Source organism: Streptomyces sp. NPDC047022, from assembly GCF_040644155.1.
Classification (GTDB): domain Bacteria; phylum Actinomycetota; class Actinomycetes; order Streptomycetales; family Streptomycetaceae; genus Streptomyces.
In genome coordinates this window covers 1-21224 of the sequence record NZ_JBEYVV010000031.1, presented here as the reverse complement: position 1 = coordinate 21224, position 21224 = coordinate 1, and the positions used below count along the sequence as shown (strand labels likewise).

General features: G+C 70.5%; 17 protein-coding genes. 8 read left to right on the top strand and 9 right to left on the bottom strand.

The genetic code is table 11. The features are described 5' to 3' along the window. Window positions 1-61: 61 nt before the first annotated feature. The gene (locus ABZ845_RS25715) at window positions 62-577 is read right to left on the bottom strand and encodes a hypothetical protein (RefSeq protein WP_360983559.1); all 516 of its coding nucleotides are present in this window, start codon (window positions 575-577) and stop codon (window positions 62-64) included. Window positions 578-932: 355 nt separating this feature from the next. Between ABZ845_RS25715 and ABZ845_RS25710 the strand changes: the two genes are divergently transcribed. Further along, window positions 933-1481: an Rv3235 family protein gene (locus ABZ845_RS25710; RefSeq protein ID WP_360983557.1), complete on the top strand. Its 549-nt coding sequence runs from the start codon at window positions 933-935 to the stop codon at window positions 1479-1481. Between the two features lie 107 nt (window positions 1482-1588). On the opposite strand, the gene secA is transcribed toward ABZ845_RS25710, so the two are convergent. Continuing rightward, on the bottom strand, window positions 1589-4402 hold the full coding sequence (gene secA / locus ABZ845_RS25705) for a preprotein translocase subunit SecA (protein WP_360983555.1): 2814 nt from the start codon (window positions 4400-4402) through the stop codon (window positions 1589-1591). 310 nt (window positions 4403-4712) lie between these two features. Between secA and ABZ845_RS25700 the strand changes: the two genes are divergently transcribed. Then, window positions 4713-5294, top strand: coding sequence for a GNAT family N-acetyltransferase (locus ABZ845_RS25700; protein ID WP_360983553.1), 582 nt, complete (start codon window positions 4713-4715; stop codon window positions 5292-5294). Between the two features lie 204 nt (window positions 5295-5498). Beyond that, on the top strand, window positions 5499-6701 hold the full coding sequence (locus ABZ845_RS25695) for a crosslink repair DNA glycosylase YcaQ family protein (protein WP_360983551.1): 1203 nt from the start codon (window positions 5499-5501) through the stop codon (window positions 6699-6701). 46 nt (window positions 6702-6747) lie between these two features. On the opposite strand, the gene ABZ845_RS25690 is transcribed toward ABZ845_RS25695, so the two are convergent. The 7 genes from ABZ845_RS25690 to mtnA all read right to left on the bottom strand — a co-directional run bounded on the left by ABZ845_RS25690 (window position 6748) and on the right by mtnA (window position 15373). Continuing rightward, complete coding sequence (locus ABZ845_RS25690; protein ID WP_360983549.1) at window positions 6748-7494, bottom strand: response regulator transcription factor; 747 nt, start codon at window positions 7492-7494, stop codon at window positions 6748-6750. A 205-nt stretch (window positions 7495-7699) separates the two neighbouring features. Further along, a complete protein-coding gene (gene raiA / locus ABZ845_RS25685; RefSeq protein WP_360983671.1) occupies window positions 7700-8422 on the bottom strand; it encodes a ribosome-associated translation inhibitor RaiA in 723 nt (240 codons plus the stop codon). A 287-nt stretch (window positions 8423-8709) separates the two neighbouring features. Continuing rightward, window positions 8710-9564 (bottom strand): ComF family protein, encoded by an 855-nt coding sequence (locus tag ABZ845_RS25680; RefSeq protein WP_360983547.1) that lies wholly within the window; start codon window positions 9562-9564, stop codon window positions 8710-8712. A 93-nt stretch (window positions 9565-9657) separates the two neighbouring features. Further along, window positions 9658-11490, bottom strand: coding sequence for an LpqB family beta-propeller domain-containing protein (locus ABZ845_RS25675; protein ID WP_360983546.1), 1833 nt, complete (start codon window positions 11488-11490; stop codon window positions 9658-9660). Next, entirely contained in the window at window positions 11480-13528 is a 2049-nt protein-coding gene (gene mtrB, locus ABZ845_RS25670; protein ID WP_360983544.1) for an MtrAB system histidine kinase MtrB, read from the bottom strand. Before mtrB ends, ABZ845_RS25675 begins: the two co-directional genes overlap by 11 nt. Before the next feature lies 1 nt (window position 13529). After that, window positions 13530-14219: a two-component system response regulator MtrA gene (gene mtrA / locus ABZ845_RS25665; RefSeq protein WP_311692199.1), complete on the bottom strand. Its 690-nt coding sequence runs from the start codon at window positions 14217-14219 to the stop codon at window positions 13530-13532. Window positions 14220-14227: 8 nt separating this feature from the next. Beyond that, entirely contained in the window at window positions 14228-15373 is a 1146-nt protein-coding gene (gene mtnA, locus ABZ845_RS25660; RefSeq protein ID WP_360983541.1) for an S-methyl-5-thioribose-1-phosphate isomerase, read from the bottom strand. A 138-nt stretch (window positions 15374-15511) separates the two neighbouring features. Between mtnA and ABZ845_RS25655 the strand changes: the two genes are divergently transcribed. The 5 genes from ABZ845_RS25655 to ABZ845_RS25635 are packed head-to-tail and all read left to right on the top strand — an operon-like array spanning window position 15512 to window position 21062. Further along, window positions 15512-16858, top strand: a complete 1347-nt coding sequence (locus ABZ845_RS25655; RefSeq protein WP_360983539.1) for a hypothetical protein — start codon at window positions 15512-15514, stop codon at window positions 16856-16858. A gap of 22 nt (window positions 16859-16880) precedes the next feature. Next, on the top strand, window positions 16881-17579 hold the full coding sequence (locus tag ABZ845_RS25650; protein ID WP_360983669.1) for a DUF4129 domain-containing protein: 699 nt from the start codon (window positions 16881-16883) through the stop codon (window positions 17577-17579). Further along, window positions 17576-18763 carry a DUF4350 domain-containing protein gene (locus tag ABZ845_RS25645; RefSeq protein WP_360983537.1) on the top strand — a complete coding sequence of 396 codons (1188 nt, stop codon included), beginning with the start codon at window positions 17576-17578 and terminating at the stop codon, window positions 18761-18763. The genes ABZ845_RS25650 and ABZ845_RS25645 overlap by 4 nt, the downstream gene beginning before the upstream one ends. Further along, window positions 18763-19752: a MoxR family ATPase gene (locus tag ABZ845_RS25640; protein ID WP_360983666.1), complete on the top strand. Its 990-nt coding sequence runs from the start codon at window positions 18763-18765 to the stop codon at window positions 19750-19752. Before ABZ845_RS25645 ends, ABZ845_RS25640 begins: the two co-directional genes overlap by 1 nt. After that, window positions 19752-21062: a DUF58 domain-containing protein gene (locus tag ABZ845_RS25635; RefSeq protein WP_360983535.1), complete on the top strand. Its 1311-nt coding sequence runs from the start codon at window positions 19752-19754 to the stop codon at window positions 21060-21062. Before ABZ845_RS25640 ends, ABZ845_RS25635 begins: the two co-directional genes overlap by 1 nt. Window positions 21063-21224: the final 162 nt, after the last annotated feature.

Sequence of the window (21224 nt, the reverse complement as noted above, 5' to 3'; positions counted from 1 at the left end):
AAGCTACCCGGCCCCACTGACAATCACCGGCTCCCCGGATCCGAGAGAGGAAAATGCCGGGTCAGCCGCCCAGTCCCAGCAGATTCGGGATTTCCTGCGTCGCGTACCAGAGCAGTTCGTGGTCCTCGGCCCCGTCCACGACGAACTGCGCGTCGTCGTCCCCGCGGTCCGCCTTCTCCAGTGCCTCGGCCGCCGCGCTCACGTCCGCCTCCGCGTCGTCCGCGTCGGCGTGCACGGCGGCGGCCTTGGACAGCGGCACGGCCCCGCTCACGGTCACCTCGCCCAGAGCCGCGGGATCGAGCCCCCGGTCGGGATCGGCAGCCGCAGCGCCGTCCGGTACGTCGACCGCTACGACCGCCCTCCGCCGCGGGGCGCCCGGGTCCGCCGCCAGCAGCCTGAGCGAGGCCAGTGCGGCCCGGCTCAGCGCCGCGTACTCCAGCTCCTCGATGTCGTCGGAGAGATACCACTCGCGCAGCGCGGGCGTCACCGCGTACGCGACGAACGGCCCTGCGCCCAGCTCACCCGTCTTGTACGCCTCGGCGAGACCGGGGAGGGTCAGGGGGACGTAGACGCGCATGGCGAGCCGCCTTCATAGTCGGTCGGTGGTCGGTCGGGGCGGCCGGACGGCCCCGGGACGGGCCCCACGGGGACCGCGTCCGCGCCCTCCGGCGAGTCATCCCAGGATACGTGCGGGTGTCCCCCTTCGGGCCCCGCCCGCACCCTTCCCCGCCGTCAGCCGGCGCCCCCGCCGGTCACCCGGCACTCCCCGGCCGCCGCACGGGTTCCCGCCCCGGTCCTCACTCTGATAGGTGAACCTTTGGGCTCTCCCTGGGCGCCCCTGCCGCGTCACGGACCCCGCTCTCGTTCCGTACAGGATCCTCACCGAAAGTTACCGACCGGTACTCGCCGGTCCGACGAGACGGGGATCCCTCATGAACAAGGTGATGACCAGGAACAGGCCTTCGACCAGGACCGGACGTCACCCGGGCGGCCGTCCTCCCGTACGCCATGACACCCGCCGCCCGGGCACCACGTCCCCTGGCACGCGGCTCATGGCACCGGGCCAGGGCACGCCCCGTACGACGCCTCCAGGCGCGCCGGGCGCCCCGGACGCCCCCGTTGCGGCCCCTTCCGTCCCCCAGCCCCGCCCCACCGACCTCTTCGCCGAGCGTCTGCTGTCCGTGCTCAGTGGCCGGCGCCCGGTGCACAGCATGCTCCGCCACACCCGCGGCCGGGCCTACGACGAACTGGCGTGGCTTGCCGAGCGCGGCCCGCTGCGCACCCGCGGCCACCGCCCGGTCGTCCGGGACATCGGCTACTACGTCCCGCGCCCCGGCGCCATCGAGGCGTTCGCCCGGATCGCCGCGGGCGACCGGCTCCGCGCGATGGCGTTCCGCCTGGAGTACGGACCCGACCACCGGTGGCGCTGCACGGCGGTGGAACTGGGCGGGCCGCAGATGCCGCGGAGGGACGACGACTGACCCTGGCCCGGAGACGTGAAAGGGCCGGGCACCCTCAGGTGCCCGGCCCTCACCACGGTCGTACCCGTGGCCGCAGCGGCGTCACTCACCGGCCGCCCGGCACGGCGTCACTTCTTGCGGCGACGGCCGTTGCTCTTCGCCTGCTTGCGGCGCTCCGCGCGCGTGAGGCCGTCCGCCTCCGAACGCACCGGCTCGTCGTCGTTGGTGAAGTCGCCCTCGACGATGCCGCCCTCGCCGTCCACGGTCGGAGCGGAGAAGTGCAGCCGCTCGCGGCGCTGCGGGGCCTCCAGGCCCTTGGCACGGATCTCGGGACGGGCAGCCTGCGCCGCCACCGCCTCTTCCTTCTCCAGGGAGGGCGCGGCGGCCTCGACGGGGACCTCCTCGACCTGCTGCTCGACCTGGACCTCCAGGTTGAACAGGTAGCCGACGGACTCCTCCTTGATGCCCTCCATCATGGCGGTGAACATGTCGAAGCCCTCGCGCTGGTACTCCACCAGCGGGTCCTTCTGCGCCATCGCGCGCAGGCCGATCCCCTCCTGGAGGTAGTCCATCTCGTAGAGGTGCTCACGCCACTTGCGGTCCAGGACCGACAGCACGACCCGGCGCTCCAGCTCACGCATGATCTCGGAGCCCAGCTGCGTCTCACGCTGCTCGTACTGCTCGTGGATGTCTTCCTTGATGGACTCGCTGAGGAACTCGGCGGTCAGTCCGGCCCGGTCGCCGGCCGCCTCCTCCAGCTCCTCGATGGTGACCTTCACCGGGTAGAGCTGCTTGAAGGCGCCCCACAGCCGGTCCAGGTCCCACTCCTCGGCGAAGCCCTCGGCGGTCTCGGCGCCGATGTACGCGTCGATCGTGTCGTCCATGAAGTGCTGGACCTGCTCGTGCAGGTCCTCGCCCTCCAGGACGCGGCGCCGCTCGCCGTAGATGACCTCGCGCTGCCGGTTGAGCACCTCGTCGTACTTGAGGACGTTCTTGCGGGTCTCGAAGTTCTGCTGCTCGACCTGCGACTGGGCGGACGCGATCGCGCGCGTGACCATCTTGTTCTCGATGGGCACGTCGTCCGGCACGTTCGCCATCGACATGACGCGCTCGACCATCTGCGCCTTGAACAGGCGCATGAGGTCGTCACCCAGCGAGAGGTAGAAGCGGGACTCGCCCGGGTCGCCCTGACGGCCGGAACGACCGCGCAGCTGGTTGTCGATACGGCGCGACTCGTGCCGCTCGGTGCCCAGCACGTACAGGCCGCCGAGCTCCTCGACCTCTTCCTTCTCGGCCTTGACGGCCAGTTCGGCCCGCTCCAGGGCGGTGGGCAGCGCCGCGGCCCACTCCTCGATGTGCTCCTCGGGGTCGAGGCCGCGCTGCCGCAGCTCGGCATCGGCGAGGTCCTCGGGGTTGCCGCCGAGCTTGATGTCCGTACCACGGCCGGCCATGTTGGTGGCCACGGTCACGGCGCCCTTGCGGCCGGCCTGGGCGACGATCGACGCCTCGCGCTCGTGCTGCTTGGCGTTCAGCACCTCGTGTTGGATGCCGCGCTTGGCGAGCTGCTGCGAGAGGTACTCGGACTTCTCGACCGAGGTCGTGCCGACGAGGATCGGCTGGCCCTTCTCGTGCTTCTCGGCGATGTCGTCCACGACCGCCTCGAACTTGGCCACCTCGGTGCGGTAGATCAGGTCCGACTGGTCCTTGCGGACCATCGGCCTGTTGGTCGGGATCGGGACCACACCGAGCTTGTAGATCTGGTGGAACTCCGCGGCCTCGGTCATCGCCGTGCCGGTCATGCCGGAGAGCTTGCCGTAGAGGCGGAAGAAGTTCTGGAGGGTGATCGTGGCGAGCGTCTGGTTCTCGTCCTTGATGTCCACCCCCTCCTTCGCCTCGATGGCCTGGTGCATGCCCTCGTTGTAGCGACGGCCGGCGAGGATACGGCCGGTGTGCTCGTCGACGATCATGACCTCGCCGTCGATGACGACGTAGTCCTTGTCCCTCTTGAAGAGTTCCTTGGCCTTGATGGCGTTGTTCAGGTAACCCACCAGCGGGGTGTTCACCGACTCGTAGAGGTTGTCGATGCCCAGCCAGTCCTCGACCTTGGTGACGCCCGTCTCATGGATGGCGACCGTGCGCTTCTTCTCGTCGACGTCGTAGTCGCCGGTGTCCTCCAGGCCCTTGAGGGGGTTGCCCGCCTCGCCCTTCTTCAGGCGCGTGACCAGCTTGGCGAAGTCGCCGTACCACTTGGTGGCCTGGTCGGCGGGGCCGGAGATGATCAGCGGCGTACGGGCCTCGTCCACCAGGATGGAGTCGACCTCGTCGACGATCGCGAAGTTGTGGCCGCGCTGCACGAGCTCGTCCTGCGACCACGCCATGTTGTCGCGCAGGTAGTCGAAGCCGAATTCGTTGTTCGTGCCATAGGTGATGTCGCAGCCGTACTGCTCACGGCGCTCCGCCGGCGACATGTTGGCGAGGATGCAGCCGACAGTGAGGCCCAGGAACTTGTGGACCCGGCCCATCATCTCGGAGTCGCGCTCGGCCAGGTAGTCGTTGACCGTGACGATGTGGACGCCGTCGCCGGAGAGAGCGTTGAGATAAGCGGGCAGGGTGCCGACGAGCGTCTTGCCCTCACCGGTCTTCATCTCGGCGACATAGCCGAGGTGGAGCGCTGCGCCGCCCATCAGCTGCACGTCGTAGTGCCGCTGGCCGAGGGCGCGCTTGGCGGCCTCACGCACGGTGGCGAATGCTTCGGGCAGCAGGTCGTCGAGGCTTTCGCCGTCGGCGTACCGCTGCTTGTACTCATCGGTGAGGGCCCGCAGCTCGGCGTCGGAGAGGTCGATGAAGTCCTCTTCGATGGAGTTGACCTGGTCCGCGATGCGGTGCAGCTTGCGCAGGATCTTGCCTTCGCCTGCACGCATGATCTTCGAGAGGACGGACACGGGGGTTTGTCTCCTTGCCGGTCGGGCCTGGGACGGTCGGTTATGTATGACAGCTTGAGCAACGGCCATCGTAAGCGAGGACCACGCCGCACCGGGAGGTCTGCCTGTGACAGCCATAAGGACAACGGATGGGCGTGGCCGAAGGTGCCGCGTCCGTGCCACGAAAAGTAACGGTCCTTTCACTCCGTGACGAGCGCGTGAGGGGCGACGGCGTGGCGTCAGGGGCGACGACGCGGCGAGGCGGCGCGGAAGAGCCGCTCGGGGTGAAAAATCGTGGCGCCCAGGCGGAGCGGACGCGCAGAATCGGGCGATGGAACCCGTCACACTGACCACCGAACGTCTCCTGCTGCGCACGGTGGGTCCGCACGACGCCGACGCGGTGCACAAAGCCGCGCAGGACCCGGACATCCAGCGGTGGACCACGATCCCCTCTCCGTATCTGCGCGAACACGCGGAGGGGTTCGTCGGTCAGGCCGTGCCCGACGGCTGGGCCGCCGGCTCCGCGTTCACCTTCGGCGTATTCCTGCGCTCCGGCGACCTTGTGGGCATGTTCGGCCTCACGATGCGCTCGCCCGCGGTCGCCGAGGTGGGCTTCTGGGCGGCGAAGGAGCACCGGGGCATGGGCTACATCACGGAAGCCACGCTCGGCGCGTCGCGCTGGGCCTTCACCGAGGTGGCGGTGGACCGCGTGGAATGGCGCGCCGAGGTGGGCAACGCGGGTTCCCGGGCCGTCGCCGAACGGGCGGGCTTCACCATGGAGGGCGTGCAGCGCGCCGCGATCGACAACAAGGGCGTGCGCAGGGACTGCTGGGTGGGCTCGCTGCTGCCGTCGGACCTGGGGCTGCCGTCGACGGCGCCGTACTTGCCGGCGCCGGTACGGCCTCAGCAGTAGGTCCTCTCGGTCGGATCGGGCCGGGCTCTGCATCGGGCCGGGCTCTGGATCGGGCCGGGCTCGCGGGGTCTGGCACCGCGCCCTGATCCGGCCTGATCCGAACGAAAGCCCCTGGGGCGCGCCCGCAAGCCTGGCGCGAGGGCCGCGTGAGGGAGAAATCCCAGCTCATCCCGCGTTGTCAGTGGCACCGCCTACCGTGTGACCATGCCGAGTCTTCCGCGCCCCGCCACCGATCTGACCGCCGACGAAGCCCGCCGCATCGCCCTGCGCGCCCAGGGGTTCCTCGGCGCTCCCGACCGGAGGGCGGGCGTCCGCGGCGTCCTGCGCCACCTCGGCGCGGTCCAGCTCGACACGATCTCGGTTCTCGCCCGCTCCCACGAACTCATCCCGTACGCCCGCCTCGGCGCCGTGGGGCGCAGGACCGTGGACTCTGCGTACTGGACCCCGTCGCCCGACGGCACGACCGCGGCCGAGCCCCACGCGTTCGAGTACTGGTCGCACGCGGCCTGCATCCTCCCGATCGAGGAGTGGCCGCACTTCGCGTTCCGGCGCCGCGCGTACCGCTCCCGCCCGCACTGGAACCATCCGCTGCCGGAGGGCGCCTATGAGCAGGTCATCAAGCAACTGCGGGCCGAAGGGCCCCTGACGGCGACCGACTTGGGCGGCGCCAAGAAGACCAGTGAGTGGTGGGACTGGTCGGGGACGAAGGTCGCGGTGGAGCGTGCGCTGATGTACGGCGAGGTGGTGTGCGTCGAGCGCCGCGGCTGGAAGCGGGTGTACGACCTGGCCGAGCGCGCCGTGCCCGAGGCCCTCCTCCACGACCGGCTGGACGACACCGAGTGCCTGCGCCGTCTCGTCCGTCTGGCGGGCCAGTCCCTCGGGGTGGGCACGCGCGCGGACATCGCCGACTACCACCGCCTCAAGGGAGAACAGGTCGACGCGGTGATCGCCGATTCCGGTCTGGTGCCGGTGTCCGTGGAGGGATGGGGAAAGCCCGCGTGGGCGGACCCGGCGGCCCTTGCGGCCCCGCCGCGCGGCAGGCATCGTACGACGCTGCTGTCGCCGTTCGACTCGCTGATCTGGGAGCGGGCGCGCACCGAGCGGATCTTCGGCTTCACGCACCGCTTGGAGGCGTACGTCCCGAAGCCGAAGCGGGTGTACGGCTATTTCGCGATGCCGATCCTGGCCGGCGGCCGGCTGGTGGGGCGCCTGGACCCCGCGCGCGAGGGCCGCACGCTGGTCGCCAAGCAGGTCACGCTGGATGATGCCCGGTCGGTCCCGGCCGTCGCCCAGGCTCTGCTGGAAGCGGCTTCCTGGGTGGACTGCACGAACGTGCGTGTGGAGCGGGTGGAGTCCTCCGCCCTGCGTGAGCCCCTCATGAGGGAGCTGGCCCGGGCCGTGGGCTGATCCGCGGCCGACCGGACACCGCCGGGGGCGTCGTCGTGCTGTCGTGCTAGCGGATCTCGAGGATCTTCTCCCGCATCGCGTACACGACGGCCTCCATCCGGGAGTGCAGCTGCAGCTTCTCCAGGATGTTGCGGACATGGTTCTTCACGGTGTTCTCGGAGATGAACAACTCCTTGGCGATGTCCCGGTTGTTCATTCCGGTGGCGACGAGTTTGAGGACTTCCAGTTCCCGGTCGGTCAACCGGGGTGCGGGAACGAGCCTGCGCTCATCGGTCCGCTGGATCATCGACTTGAACTCGGTAAGAAGCTTCGACGCCATGGAGGGGCTGATCTGCGACTGGCCGTCGGCGACCGCGCGAATGGCCGTGGCCACCTCGTCCGTGGAGATCTCCTTGAGCAGATATCCGGTCGCACCGGCTTTGATCGCGTCGTAGAGATCGGCCTCTTCATCACTGATCGTCAGCATGATGATCTTGGCGCTGGGTGCCACCTCCTTGATGGAGGTGCACGCCTCGATCCCGCCCCGACGGGGCATGCGCACATCCATCAGGACGATGTCGGGCAGCAGGTCGGCGGCCTTGTCGACCGCTTCGGCGCCGTCTCCCGCCTCGCCGACGACCTGGATGTCCTCCTCTGCCGCGAGCACGATCTCCAGGCCGCGGCGGAAGAGGGCGTGGTCGTCCACGACGAGGACACGGATCGGTTCGCTGCTTGCCGAGCCCGACTCCGGGCCCATGCCGACGACGCCGTCGTCCACGTCCTCGTCATGCATCGGTCCGAAGCTGTCCGCCATCGTTCCTCCCCCTGAAGGCCCTGGCCCGTGGTTCCTGGCCATAGCCAACGCAAGGCAACGGCCCACCGGTTGGACCGTTGCGGCCATGATTCCATGCTCTGGCGGCAGCCGGGTGACAGAGCGTGGCGTGAAGTGGTCGCATACCGGTGCCCCCGGGGGCGCACAGGCTCACCAGGGGCACCGGTTCCGTACTCACCCGGCGGGATCAGCCGCCGAGCGCTCCGCTGGCACCTGCCATCTGCGCCTGAGCCACCATCTGGTCGGTGCTGAGGTGGATGACGCCGTAGTCGTACGCGTGACGTCGGTAGACGACGCTGGGCTGCTTGGTCTCGGAGTCGACGAACAGATAGAAGTCGTGTCCGACCAGCTCCATTTCGTAGAGCGCCTGGTCGAGCGACATCGGGGACGCGACGTGGGTCTTCTCGCGGACGACGAGGGGGCCTTCGCCCTGCACCTCGAGCGATCCGATCCTCTTCGCCGGCACGCCGCCCGGTTCCTCACTCGACACGATGCCGCCGTTGCCGTTGAGTGTCGCGGCGTCCGGGACGTGGTCGGGGACCTCGGCCGCGGTGAGCCTGCGCACTCCGCGGCGGGTGTGGCGCTTGTCGTGCTGCTTGCGCAGCCGGGCCTCGAGCTTCTCCGCCGCCAGGTCGAGTGCCGCATACGGGTCGCGGGCCGCTGCCTCCGCCCGGATCACCGGGCCACGGGAGTAGAGGGTGATCTCCACCCGGTCGGACCGGTCGGCCTGTCGGGGGTTGGGCTCCTTGGACACCTCGACGTCCAGGCTGATCACCTTGCCATCGAGCTTCTGGATCTTGTCCAGCTTCAGCTTCTCGGCCACGTGCTTCCGGAACCGCTCGGGCACCTCGGTCTTGCGGCCCTTGACGACGATGTCCACGCAGAACTCCGTTCCCGGATCGCTCCGCATCTTCGGCGGAGCATCTCCCTTGGTGCACCAGGCTCCGGCGAGCACCGGAGCCTCGGACTCGGTGACTTCCACCTCCTCCTCCCCCGTGGGCGCGATCTCCACCCCGCCGCTACGAGTGATTGCGGAATACCCGCAGCACGGCATTCGGATAAGCGGGGGATGGCCTGCGCCTTTCCCTCACAACCCGAACATATCTCGCCCGGACGGATGTCGTCACCCTCTACTGTCGCGTACCTCCGTTCAGGTGAATTGACCTGCTCATTACCTGCAACGACGCAAGTTCTCGATCAGTTCCGATTTGTTTCGAAAGCCTCCGGCGAGGCAGCGACTACCGCCGCCCGGACGCGGTCCACAAGGCCGTTCCCGGCGGCCATTCCCTGGGGCGCCTGCGTCCGATACGCCCGTTCCGTTGTCCGCACCCCTCTTCGTTCCCCCCTTGCTTCCCCTGCGACGCCCGCATACACCTCCGTGTCCCCCGTCCGGGCGTCGGCAAGCGCATCCCGGACGGCGCGCGCCGCCTCGCACAGCGACGCGCCCGTGGTCATCACGTCGTCCACGAGGACCACCCGTCCGCCTGCCAGGAGCCGGACGCCCCCGCCGGCCACCTCCAGTGCGTCCGCCAGGTTGACGAGCCGCTGCCTTGAGTTGAGTCCGGCCTGGTCGGCCACCGGACGCCGCTGCCGCAGCACGGCCGTCACCCGGGCCGTGGTCCCGCTGCGGCGCAGCTCTCCCGCCGCCGCGAGAGCCATCCGCCGCACCGGATCGTGCCCCCTCGCCCGCACCGCCCGGCGCGCGGAGGGCACGGGCACCAGCAGCACGGGCACCCCGCAGCCGGGCCCGGCACCGCCCCCGGCCAGACCCGCCCGTACGGCCCCTGCCAGGGCCGTGCCGAGCGGTGCCGCCAGCGCCAGGGCACCCCGCTCCTTGTGGGCCAGGAGGGCGGCGCGCACCACGCCCGCGTACCCCGCCGCCGCGTGGACCGGGGGCAGCCCGGACGGCTCCGGCGTCGGTCTCACCCGGCGCGGCGCGGCGCCGTGGAGCGCCGCGCGGCACTTCGAGCAGAGCATCGTGCGCGGCCTGCCGCAACCGCCGCACTCGGCCGGCAGCACCAGGTCGGTGAGGTCTTGCCACCACCCGCGCATGACCACCACTGTGCCAACGCGGACGGCGGGCTGCCAGGGCTGTGGAAACCCCCTGTGGATATCCCTTGTGGATAACCGCAGGGGCCGGGGAGGTCACCCCGGGTAGATGGGGGCCGTCCCGTCCTTGAGGACCTTCTGCCACTGCGCCCCGGCCGACAGACGCACGATCCCGTCCTCCGAATACGCCACCAGCGGCAGCCGGTCGTCCTCGGACGCCGCTATCTGCTTGACGCCCGTGAGCGACGCCGGCGCGTTCCCGGCCGGCGTGGACCCGTCGACCTGCACATACCGCAGCTGCTGCACCCCGCCGGACTCGCGCCCGACCAGCACGAGCCGACTGTCACCGGCCCACGACATGGCCGTGACCTCCTCCAGCTGAGGGGTCACGGAATGCAGCCCGAGGATCGACACGTCGAGCCGGCCGTCGGTCCCGCGCTCCCGGTCGATGCGCCCGATCTGCAGCGACGTCTTGTGCTCCTTCTCCACGATCAACGCGATCCGCACGCCGTCCGCGGCCACCCGCACCGCGTCGACGCGTCCGTCGAGCTCCGGGGTGTGCACCTCCACCGGCTGGCCCGCGCCCTTCTGCAGCATCACCAGCCGGGGGTGCTTCGGGTCCCTGTCCTCCACCCACAGGTCACCCCCGCCGTCCCAGCTCGGCGTGATCAGCCGGTCCTGCGGCGACAGGCCCTCACTGCTCAGCACCGCATCGCCGGTCGAGGCACCCGCCACGAGCGACCCCACGTACAGGTACCGCCCGTCGGCCGAGACCGCCGCCGCGCTCTCCTCGTCACGCGAGACGGCTGCCGCGCCCAGCTTCTTGGTCTCCTCGCCCAGTGCGCCCGGCACCGGGTCGGGCTCCGTGGACGTGCTGCCGCTCGGCAGCCGGACAAGCCTCTGCTTGCCGTCGAGGAAGTACTCGTACTGGGGACGCCTGGCCGTGCCGTGCGAGGCGATGGTCTCGGCCCGGTCCTCGTTCAGCGCGCACAGTCTTCTGCCGTTCGACCGCTGCAGTTCGACCTCGCTCACGCCGGTGGGTGTCAGGTCCTGGAGCGTGAACAGCAGTTGCGCGGCCATCCTGGAGCACTGTGTCTGCCCGACCCGGTCGGCCTTGCCGTTGAGCGGCACCGTCAGTTTGTTCTGGTCATCGGGCGACAGGGAGGTGACGCCCTTCATGAGCGCCGTGCCCGAAGGGAAACTCGACGTCGCCACGGGGTCCAGCCAGCGCGTGGGCCCCCTCAGCAACGAACTGACCATGGACGTCACCGGGTCCACCTTGCTGCGCACATACACCGGGTCCGCGACGGTGCTCAGCTGCCCGCCCGGCCCGGCGGGCACGTTCGAGGCGAAGTAGTACTTGTTGACCGACACGTAGTTGCGCTGGAAGTCGGACTTCCCCATCACCACGCCCGGGGGCAACGAGTCGATGCGCCACTGCCTGGTCGACTTCTCCAGCGTGAGGTGCACCGTTCCGCTGTAGCCGCCCGAGTCCGGCCTGTAGGCGTGCTGCTCGTCCACGACGGCGAGCCTGCTGCCTGTCAGGACGTACGCGGCGTCATTCGTCTCCTGGTCCCCCACGGGGCGCTGTGTCACCGGATTGGGCCCGTCGGACAGCACCGTGGTCGAGGCGTTCGGATTCCACCGGCGGCGCGCGCCGTCCGTCAGATACTTCTGCGCCATCTCGTACTGTGGATCGTCGCTGGTCAGGGCCTCAAGGAAGCCCTGCACGATCTCCGCGGGCCCCGCGTTCTCACGTGGCGGCACGGCAAAGACCCGGACCTGCGCTTCCTGGCGGGGCGTGGACTCCACTCCGCTCAGCCCCCCGCTGTCCGGCATCGAGGCGCACCCCGTCATCAGCACGGCACCACAGCCGGCAAAGACTCCCCAGCGCAGCGAGCGCCGTCGGCCGCCCCCCTCAGCGCCCACGAAACGCCTCCCCTTGCTCCCGCTCGTCGGGCCCACCGCCCTGCGCGGGCCCCTGTGTCCTGTCGTCGCCACTCCGCACGGCCCCGGCGGGCCTCGGCACGACCCGCGCGCCGTTGCCGGGCAGCGCGGTCGGGTCCGCCGTCGGCACCGCTGCCGGCCGCGGCGTGATCGACGCGTGCGGCGGCGCCTTCTCACCGGTCGCCTGCACCGGCACTGTGGCGAGCTTGCCGCCGGAGCCGCCATGCGGCAGCCCGGCGTCACCGAGCCCGCGGTTGCGGCGGGAATCCATCGGTTCGAGGGGTATCGGGGAACCCCGCAGTGGCTCGTCGGCGGTCCGCGGCAGTGTCAGCCGGAACTGCGAACCGCCGCCCGGCTCGCCCCACGCCTGAAGCCAGCCACCGTGCAGCCGTGCGTCCTCCAAAGCGATGGACAGCCCGAGCCCCGTACCGCCGGTGGTACGCGCGCGTGCCGGGTCCGCCCGCCAGAAGCGGCTGAACACCCGGGTCGCCTCGCCGGGCTTGAGCCCCACACCGTAATCGCGCACGGCGATCGCGACCGCGCCGCCCGCCGCGGCGAGCTTGACCGTGACGTCCTTGCCCTCGCCGTGCTCGACCGCGTTGACCACGAGGTTGCGCAGCACGCGCTCCACGCGACGGGCGTCCGTCTCCGCCACCACGGGTTGCTGGTCGCCCACGACCCGGATCTGTGTGCCCTTGCGTTCGGCCAGCGGCGCGGCCCCGCTCACCACGCGGCGCACCACCTCGCGCAGATCGATCGGCTCGGCGTCCAGCGCCGCCGCGCCAGCGTCGAAACGGCTGATCTCCAGCAGGTCCGCGAGCAGCGACTCGAACCGGTCCAGCTGGTCGGCGAGCAGCTCCGCCGACCGCGCGGTCACCGGGTCGAAATCGGCGCGCGCCTCGTGGATGACGTCGGCCGCCATCCGCACGGTGGTCAGCGGAGTGCGCAGCTCGTGCGACACATCGGACACGAACCGCCGCTGCATCCGCGACAGGTCCTCCAGCTGCTGGATCTTCAGCTGAAGGTTCTGGGCCATCTTGTTGAAGGCCTCACCCAGGCGGGCGATGTCGTCCTCGCCGGTGACCTTCATACGTTCCTGCAGACGGCCCGCGGAGAGCCGTTCGGCGATTCCCGCGGCCATCCGCACGGGTGTGACGACCTGGCGCACCACGAGCCAGGCGATGGCGCCGAGAAGGACGACCACGAACAGTCCCGCGGTCGCGAGCGTCCCCTTGACCAGGCTCAGCGACTTCTCCTCCTGCGTGAGCGGGAAGAGGTAGTACAGCTGGTACGGATCCCCGTTCGGGTCATTGATCTGCTTGCCGATGATCAGCCCTGGCTGCGGGTCCCGGTCACCGTCCGTATAGACGATGCGGGTGTAGCTCTGGGCCACTCCCATGCCGGCGTCGAGGCGCTTGCGCAGGTTCTCCGGAACGCTCTGGCTCGGGTCCACCCCGCCCGACGCGCGCGGCCCGAGTCCGCGGTTGCCGTCGTCCGCGGCGGTCGTGCTGAGCGTGACCACGTCGAAGGCGCCCTGGCCACCGCTGGAGAGCGACTCGACGAGGTCGCCCATCCACCCGCTGACGTTCTGCACGGGGTTGCTGCCGGTGCCGGGGTTGTCGTTGCCGTCGCTCGCGCTGGCCACGCTGTCGGCCTTCTGCCCGGCGACCGTGAAACCGCCCACGGCCTGGCTCTGCGACGCCTTCACCTTGGCGTCCAGCAGACCGTTGCGCACCTGCCCGATCACGACGAAGCCGAGCAGCAGCACCACGCCGAGCGACATCAGCAGCGTCGTCACGACGATCTTGAGCTGGATGTTGCGCCGCCACAGCCTCATCACAGGCAGCAGCGGACGACGCACCCAGCGCATCACCAGCCGAAGGACCGGGCTGCCCTGGACTCCGCCCTGAAGCAGCCCGCCCTCGAAGAAACCGTCCCAGCCGGAACTCCGTCGACCGACAGGCCGCTGAGGACGGACTCCCGGCTCACCGGGCGCCGCAGCGGCACTGTCCCGCGACATGTCAGCTGGGTCCGGCCTTGTAGCCGACACCACGTACGGTCACCACGATCTCCGGCCGCTCCGGGTCTTTCTCGACCTTGGAGCGCAGCCGCTGGACATGAACATTGACAAGACGGGTGTCCGCGGCGTGGCGGTAGCCCCAGACCTGCTCCAGCAGGACTTCGCGGGTGAACACCTGCCACGGCTTGCGTGCCAGCGCCACCAGCAGGTCGAACTCCAGCGGAGTCAGCGCGATGGACTGGCCGTCCCGCTTCACGGAGTGACCGGCCACATCGATGACGAGATCGCCTATGGCCAGTTGCTCGGGCGCCGGCTCCTCCGACCTCCGCAGCCGCGCCCGGATACGGGCGACCAACTCCTTCGGCTTGAACGGCTTGACGATGTAGTCATCCGCTCCCGACTCCAGACCGACCACCACATCCACGGTGTCGCTCTTGGCGGTGAGCATGACGATCGGCACACCGGACTCGGCCCTGATCAGACGGCACACCTCGATGCCGTCCCGTCCGGGCAGCATCAGGTCGAGGAGCACCAGGTCGGGCTTTGCCTCACGGAAAGCGGCCAGCGCCTTGTCACCGTCGGCTACGAAAGACGGCTCAAAACCCTCACCACGCAGCACGATGCCGAGCATCTCGGCCAGTGCGGTGTCGTCGTCGACGACAAGGACTCGTCCCTTCATGGACCACATCATCCCATTAACTAAATCGTTACCTGGCGTGACCTGTCACACAGCACAGCGAGTGCCTCGGCCGTCACGGGCGAAACGACGCCCGTTTCGGTGACGATCGCCGTCACGAGCTCGGGCGGCGTCACATCGAACGCCGGATTGAACGCCTGGGTCCCCAGGGGTGCCACCGGTATCCCGCCTCCCGCTTCCGCTCCCGCCATCGGCACCCGGGGCGCGATGAATTCCGTCACCTCGTACCCGGGCCGCTGCTCGACCTCGATGGACGCTCCGTCCGGCGTGGCAGGGTCCACCGTTGTCACCGGCGCCACCACGATGAACGGAACATGGTGGTACTTCGCCAGCACAGCAAGCGGATAGCTCCCCACCTTGTTCGCCACCGAACCGTCGGCCGCGATCCGGTCCGCCCCGACCAGCACGGCGTCCACCTCGCCCGCCGCGAACAGCGAGCCCGCCGCGTTGTCCGTGAGCAAGGTGTACGCCATCCCGTTGCGCGCCGCCTCGTATGCCGTCAAGCGAGCACCTTGCAGCAAAGGACGCGTCTCGTCCACCCACAGCCTGCGCAGCCGCCCCGCCCGGTGCGCCGCCAGAGCCACCGCGAACGCCGTGCCCTCCCCGCCGGAGACCAGCGCCCCACTGTTGCAGTGCGTGAGCACCCGGTGTCCACCGCCCGGCAGCAACTCGTCCAGCAGCGCCAGACCGTGCCGCGCCATACGCGCGCTGCCCTCGGCGTCCTCCCGGTGCAGCCTCCGCGCCGCATCGAGCGCCGCGGCGGCGGCCCGCTCCTGGCCACCGCCGTCGGCGAGCGCGGCTCGGAACGCGGCCAGAGCCCTGCGCACACCGACAGCCAGGTTCACCGCGGTGGGCCGGGCCTCCGCCAGCGCGGCGGCGGCCTCCTCCACGTCGAAGCCGCGCACGGCGGCGAGCGCGACCCCGTACGCACCGGCGATCCCGAGCAGGGGCGCACCACGCACGGCAAGCGTGCGGATCGCCTCCACCAGGGCAGGCGCGTCCGTGCACACGAACTCGACTTCCTCGGCCGGCAGCCTTCTCTGATCGAGAAGTACCAGTACCGGCCCCTCGGGCGGCTCGTCCCAGCGGATCACCGGTATCCCCGCCCACTGCCTGTCCTCACCGGATTGCGCGCGCTGATCAGCCATGCGGTCAGTCTGCCCCGTATCCGGCGGACAATTGAAGGCGTGCGGCCACCTCTCCCGCTGGTCCGCCAACGGACCCCGCGTGGCACGATGGCTGCCAACTCGCCCGCGAACGCCGACGGGCAGCGTGAAGGAGCGACGATGGAAGACACTCCGGGCTGGGCCTCGCCCGGATCTGCCCCCTCCGACGGGCAACAGCCGGGCACGTCCGGCGCCCAGCCGTCGGAGCAGCCCTCGGACCATGACGGCGCCGGTCAGCCGCAGCCACCGACGTGGTCCAAGGAGCAGCCCCCGCCCGGGCAGTGGACCGCTCCTCAGCCTCAGGGGCCCGGCCAGGCCGCGCCTCCGCCTCAGCCCGGACCGGGCTGGGGTGCCCGCCCGCCCGCGGGTCCCGGCGGCCACGGAGCCCCGGGCGGACCCCGTGGCTGGGGCGCTCCCGGCTACGGATACGGCGGCCCGAACACGGCCTGGGGCGGCGCCTGGGGTCCTCCGCCCGCCGCGAAGCCCGGCGTCATCCCGCTGCGCCCGCTCGGCGTCGGCGAGCTCCTCGACGGCGCGGTCTCCACGATGCGCGCGCACTGGCGCACGGTCCTCGGCATCTCGCTGGCCATCGCCGTCGTCATGGAGACCGCCGTCCTCCTGCTGCAAAAGCTCGTGCTGGAGGACAGCGCCACCGCGGGCACCCTGAACAACCCCGACGCGTCCGCGCGCGATCTGAGCCATGCCATGGGCGACGCGATGCTGAGCTCCGGCGCCACGCTGCTGATCGTCCTGCTCGCCGCGATCGCCGCGACGGGCCTGCTCACACCCGTCACCAGCCGGGCCGTACTCGGCAAGACATCGGCCTCCGCGACGACCGGGCGTCTGCCCCGCCCTCAGCTGATCAGGCTGGCCGGTCTCGCTCTGCTGCTGCCGCTCATGGCCTTCGCGATCATGGCGGTGGGCATACTTCCCGGCATCCTCGTGGCCACCACCGCATCGACCGCCGGCGGTGTCGCGCTGGCGACCCTCGGCGGTCTCGGCGCCGCCGTGATCGCCCTGTGGATCATGAACCGCTACTCGCTCGCCGCACCCGCCCTGATGCTGGAGCGCCAGAGCATCCGCAAGTCGCTGAGCCGCTCCGCGAAACTCGTGCGCGGCTCGTGGTGGCGGATCTTCGGCATTCAGCTGCTCGCACAACTCATCGCGTCGATCGTCTCCTCGCTCATCGTGCTCCCGTTCGTCATCCTCGCCGGGGAACTCGACGGAGGCGGCATCACCAGCCTCGTCAACGGCAACGACAGCGGCCTCGGCTGGACGTTCCTCATCGTCAGCGGGATCGGTTCGGTCATCGGACGCATGATCACCTTCCCGCTCACCACCGGGGTGGCCGTGCTGCTCTACATCGACCAGCGCATCCGCCGCGAGGCCCTCGACCTCGACCTGGCCCGCGCCGCCGGCCTGCAGGACCACGGACCCGCCGCTGCCGGCGCCACCCCAAGGGGCTGATGCGGTGAGCTTCACGGGGGGAATGCTGAGCGTCGCACCGGTGCTGTCGCGCAAGGGCGGCGAACCACCGGTGACCATCTCGCGCGACCCGGCGCGGGAAGCGGCCCGGCGTGAGCTGTCCAAGCGGCTGTACCACGAGAACGACCCCGGACTGCTGCAGCGCGCCCTCAATGCCTTCTGGGACTGGATCGACCGGCTCTTCGGGGACGCCTCGACCGCGACGCCCGGTGGATGGGTGGGCCTGTTCGTCATCGTGCTGGTGGTCCTAGCGCTCATCGCAGGCCTGTGGTGGCGCCTGGGCACACCGCGCCGCATGCCCACCACCTCCGCGGTCCTATTCGACGACAGGCCCCGAAGTGCCGCCGAACACCGCGCGGCCGCGGAGGCACACGCCGCCCAAGGCCACTGGAACCAGGCCGTCCAGGAACGCATGCGCGCGATCGTCCGGTCCCTGGAAGAGCGCGCCCTGCTCGATGTACGCCCCGGCCGCACCGCAGACGAGACCGCCGCCGAAGCCGCCCGCGCCCTGCCCGTCCACGCGGACCGGCTGCGCACCGCCGCCCGGGACTTCGACGACGTCACATACGGCGGCCGGGCCGCGAGCGAAACCGCATACCGCCGGCTCGCCGCCCTCGACGACGACCTGGAGCGCACCAAACCCAAGCTCACCGACACCGCCCTCGCCACGGCCGACAACACCGGCCAGGGAGGCGCCCGATGACCACCGAGGCCACGCTCACGTCCACCTCGGTCTCGCCCACCCCGCGCCATGTGTGGACGCGGACACGCGGGATCCTGCTCGCCGTCGTCCTTCTCCTCATCGGCGCCGTCACGGTCGCCGTCATCCGCTCCGACACCCGCCACGGCCGCCTCGACCCACGCTCCGCCGACCCCTACGGCAGCCACGCCGTCGCCGCACTCCTCGCCGACCGGGGAGTGTCCACACGCGTCGTCACCACCCTCGATGACGCACGCGCCGCGGTCGGCCCCGACACCACGCTTCTCATCACCGCGCCCGACCAGCTGACGCCACGCCAGCAACAGCTGGCCCACCAGGCGACGAAGGACTCCGGCGGCCGGACGGTCCTGATCGCCCCCGACACATCGGTCGGCACCCTCGCCCCCGGAGTCTCGGCCGACCCCGTCACCAGTATCGACTCGACGCTGGACCCCGGATGCGCCCTGGCCGCCGCCCGGCGAGCGGGCAGCGCCGACACGGCCGGGGTCCGCTACCGCACGACCGCCGCCCACGCCGACACCTGCTACCCCAGCGACGGCCTGCCCAGCCTGGTGCGCCTCCCCGCCTCCTCGGGCGGCGACACCGTCGTCCTCGGCTCGGCCGCCATCCTCTACAACGACGGTCTCGACGAGCAGGGCAACGCCTCGCTCGCCCTGCAACTGCTCGGTTCCCGCTCCCATTTGGTCTGGTACCTCCCCTCGCTGTCCGACACCACCGCCACCGACGCGGGCCGCAAGACCTTCTTCGACCTGCTCCCCGCGAGCTGGCTCTGGGGAACCCTGCAACTCTTCATCGCCGCGGCACTGGCCGCACTTTGGCGGGCCCGCCGACTCGGCCCTCTCGTCCCCGAAAAACTCCCCGTCGCGATCCGCGCCTCCGAAACCGTCGAAGGCCGCGCCCGCCTCTACCGCAAGGCGAGCGCCCGCGACCGCGTGGCCACCGCTCTGCGCTCCGCCACCCGCGCGCGCCTCGCACCCCTCGTGGGCATCCCCCTCGCCCAGGCGCACACGCCCGAGGCGCTGCTCCCCGCACTGTCCGCGCACCTGCACGGCGACGAACAGTCCCTGCAATCCCTGCTCTTCGGCTCGCAACCCAACAACGACGCGGCCCTGATCGCGCTCGCCGACCAACTCGACGCCCTCGAAGGAGAGGTACGCCGTCCATGATGGACCCGACCACTGACAACGCCGGGTACGCCGGGGACGCGGGCGACGCCCGCACCTCGCTGGAGGCCCTGCGCGCCGAGATCGCCAAAGCTGTGGTCGGCCAGGACCCCGCCGTGACCGGCCTCGTCGTCGCCCTCCTGTGCCGCGGACACGTCCTCCTCGAAGGCGTGCCCGGCGTCGCCAAGACCCTGCTCGTCCGGGCTCTGGCGTCCGCGCTCGAACTCGACACCAAGCGGATCCAGTTCACCCCCGACCTGATGCCGAGCGATGTGACGGGCTCCCTCGTCTACGACGCGCGGACCGCCGAGTTCTCCTTCCAGCCCGGTCCGGTCTTCACCAACCTGCTCCTCGCGGACGAGATCAACCGCACGCCGCCCAAGACCCAGTCCTCCCTCCTCGAAGCGATGGAGGAGCGCCAGGTCACGGTCGATGGAACCCCGCGCCCGCTGCCCGACCCGTTCCTGGTCGCGGCGACGCAGAACCCGGTCGAGTACGAGGGGACGTATCCCCTTCCAGAAGCCCAACTGGACCGGTTCCTGCTCAAGCTGACGATCCCCCTGCCATCGCGCCAGGACGAGATCGACGTCCTCACCCGCCACGCCGCCGGCTTCAACCCGAGGGACCTGCGCGCCGCCGGAGTACGTCCCGTGGCCAACGCGGCCGACCTCGAAGCCGCACGCGCCGCCGTCGCCAAGACGACGGTCTCACCCGAGATCGCCGGCTACGTCGTTGACATCTGCCGCGCCACCCGCGAGTCCCCGTCGCTCACCCTCGGTGTGTCACCCCGTGGCGCGACGGCCCTCCTGGCCACGTCCAGGGCCTGGGCATGGCTGACGGGCCGTGACTACGTCATTCCGGACGACGTGAAAGCCCTGGCGCTTCCGACGCTCCGGCACCGTGTCCAGCTCCGCCCCGAGGCTGAGATGGAGGGCGTGACCGCCGACTCGGTCATCAACGCGATCCTCACCCACGTCCCCGTCCCCCGCTGATGGCACTCACCGGACGCGCCGCGCTCCTGGCGGCTCTCGGCACCCTTCCCGTCGGCATCTGGGAGCCCGGCTGGACGGGCATCCTCGCCGTCAACGGCCCACTCGCCCTGGCGTGCGCCTGCGACTACGCGCTCGCCGCACCGGTGCGCCGACTGAGCCTGAACCGTTCCGGCGACACCTCCGTACGCCTGGGCGAAGCCGCGGACGTGACACTCACCGTCACGAACCCCTCGAACCGCCCCCTGCGCGCCCGCCTACGTGACGCCTGGCCGCCCAGCAGCTGGCAGCCCGGCACCGAAGTGGAGGCATCGCGCCACCGTCTGACGGTCCCTCCGGGAGAGCGCCGTCGAGTGACCACCCGTCTGCGTCCCACCCGTCGTGGTGACCGGCACGCCGACCGTGTCACAGTCCGCTCCTATGGCCCGCTCGGTCTCTTCGCACGCCAGGGCACCCACAAAGTGCCCTGGGTGGTACGGGCGCTACCGCCCTTCACGAGCCGCAAACACCTCCCCTCCAAGCTGGCCCGGCTCCGCGAACTCGACGGCCGGACCAGTGTTCTGACACGAGGTGAGGGAACCGAGTTCGACAGCCTGCGGGACTACGTGCCAGGGGACGACACGCGTTCCATCGACTGGCGCGCGACGGCCCGTCAGACCACGGTCGCGGTACGCACCTGGCGCCCCGAACGTGATCGCCACATCCTGCTGGTCCTGGACACGGGCCGTACCTCGGCCGGACGGGTCGGCGATGTCCCGCGTCTGGACGCCTCCATGGACGCGGCACTGCTGCTGGGGGCACTGGCCTCACGGGCCGGGGACCGGGTGGATCTACTGGCATACGACCGCCGGGTACGCGCCCTCGTCCAGGGGCGTGCCGCCCGTGAGCTCATGCCATCGCTGGTCAACGCCATGGCGACACTCGAGCCGGAGCTCATGGAAACGGACGCCCGAGGCCTTGCGAGCACCGTCCTCCGTACGGCACCGCGCCGGTCCTTGATCGTCCTGCTGACCACCCTCGACGCGGCTCCCATCGAGGAGGGCCTTCTCCCGGTACTGCCCCGCCTCACCCAGCGCCATACGGTGCTGCTCGCCTCGGTGGCGGACCCGCACATCGCGGGTATGGCGGCGGCCAGGGGAAACACAGACGCGGTGTATGAGGCCGCGGCGGCTGCGCAGGCACAGGGAGAGCGCGCACGCACGGCCGAGCAACTGCGCCGCCGGGGCGTCACTGTCGTAGACGCGACACCCGACGATCTGGCACCGGCGCTGGCGGACGCCTATCTGGCACTCAAGGCAGCGGGCCGGCTGTGAGCTGACTTTCGACCTCGAGGGGCAATCTCAGGGGTGCGTTTCAGCGCGTTTCAGGGGCTCTTTCACGCTCCTGAAACGCGCTGAAACGCACCAGAAAGCAGAAAACCCCGCACCGTATGGTGCGGGGTTTCCCTCAAAATTTGTTCGGCGGCGTCCTACTCT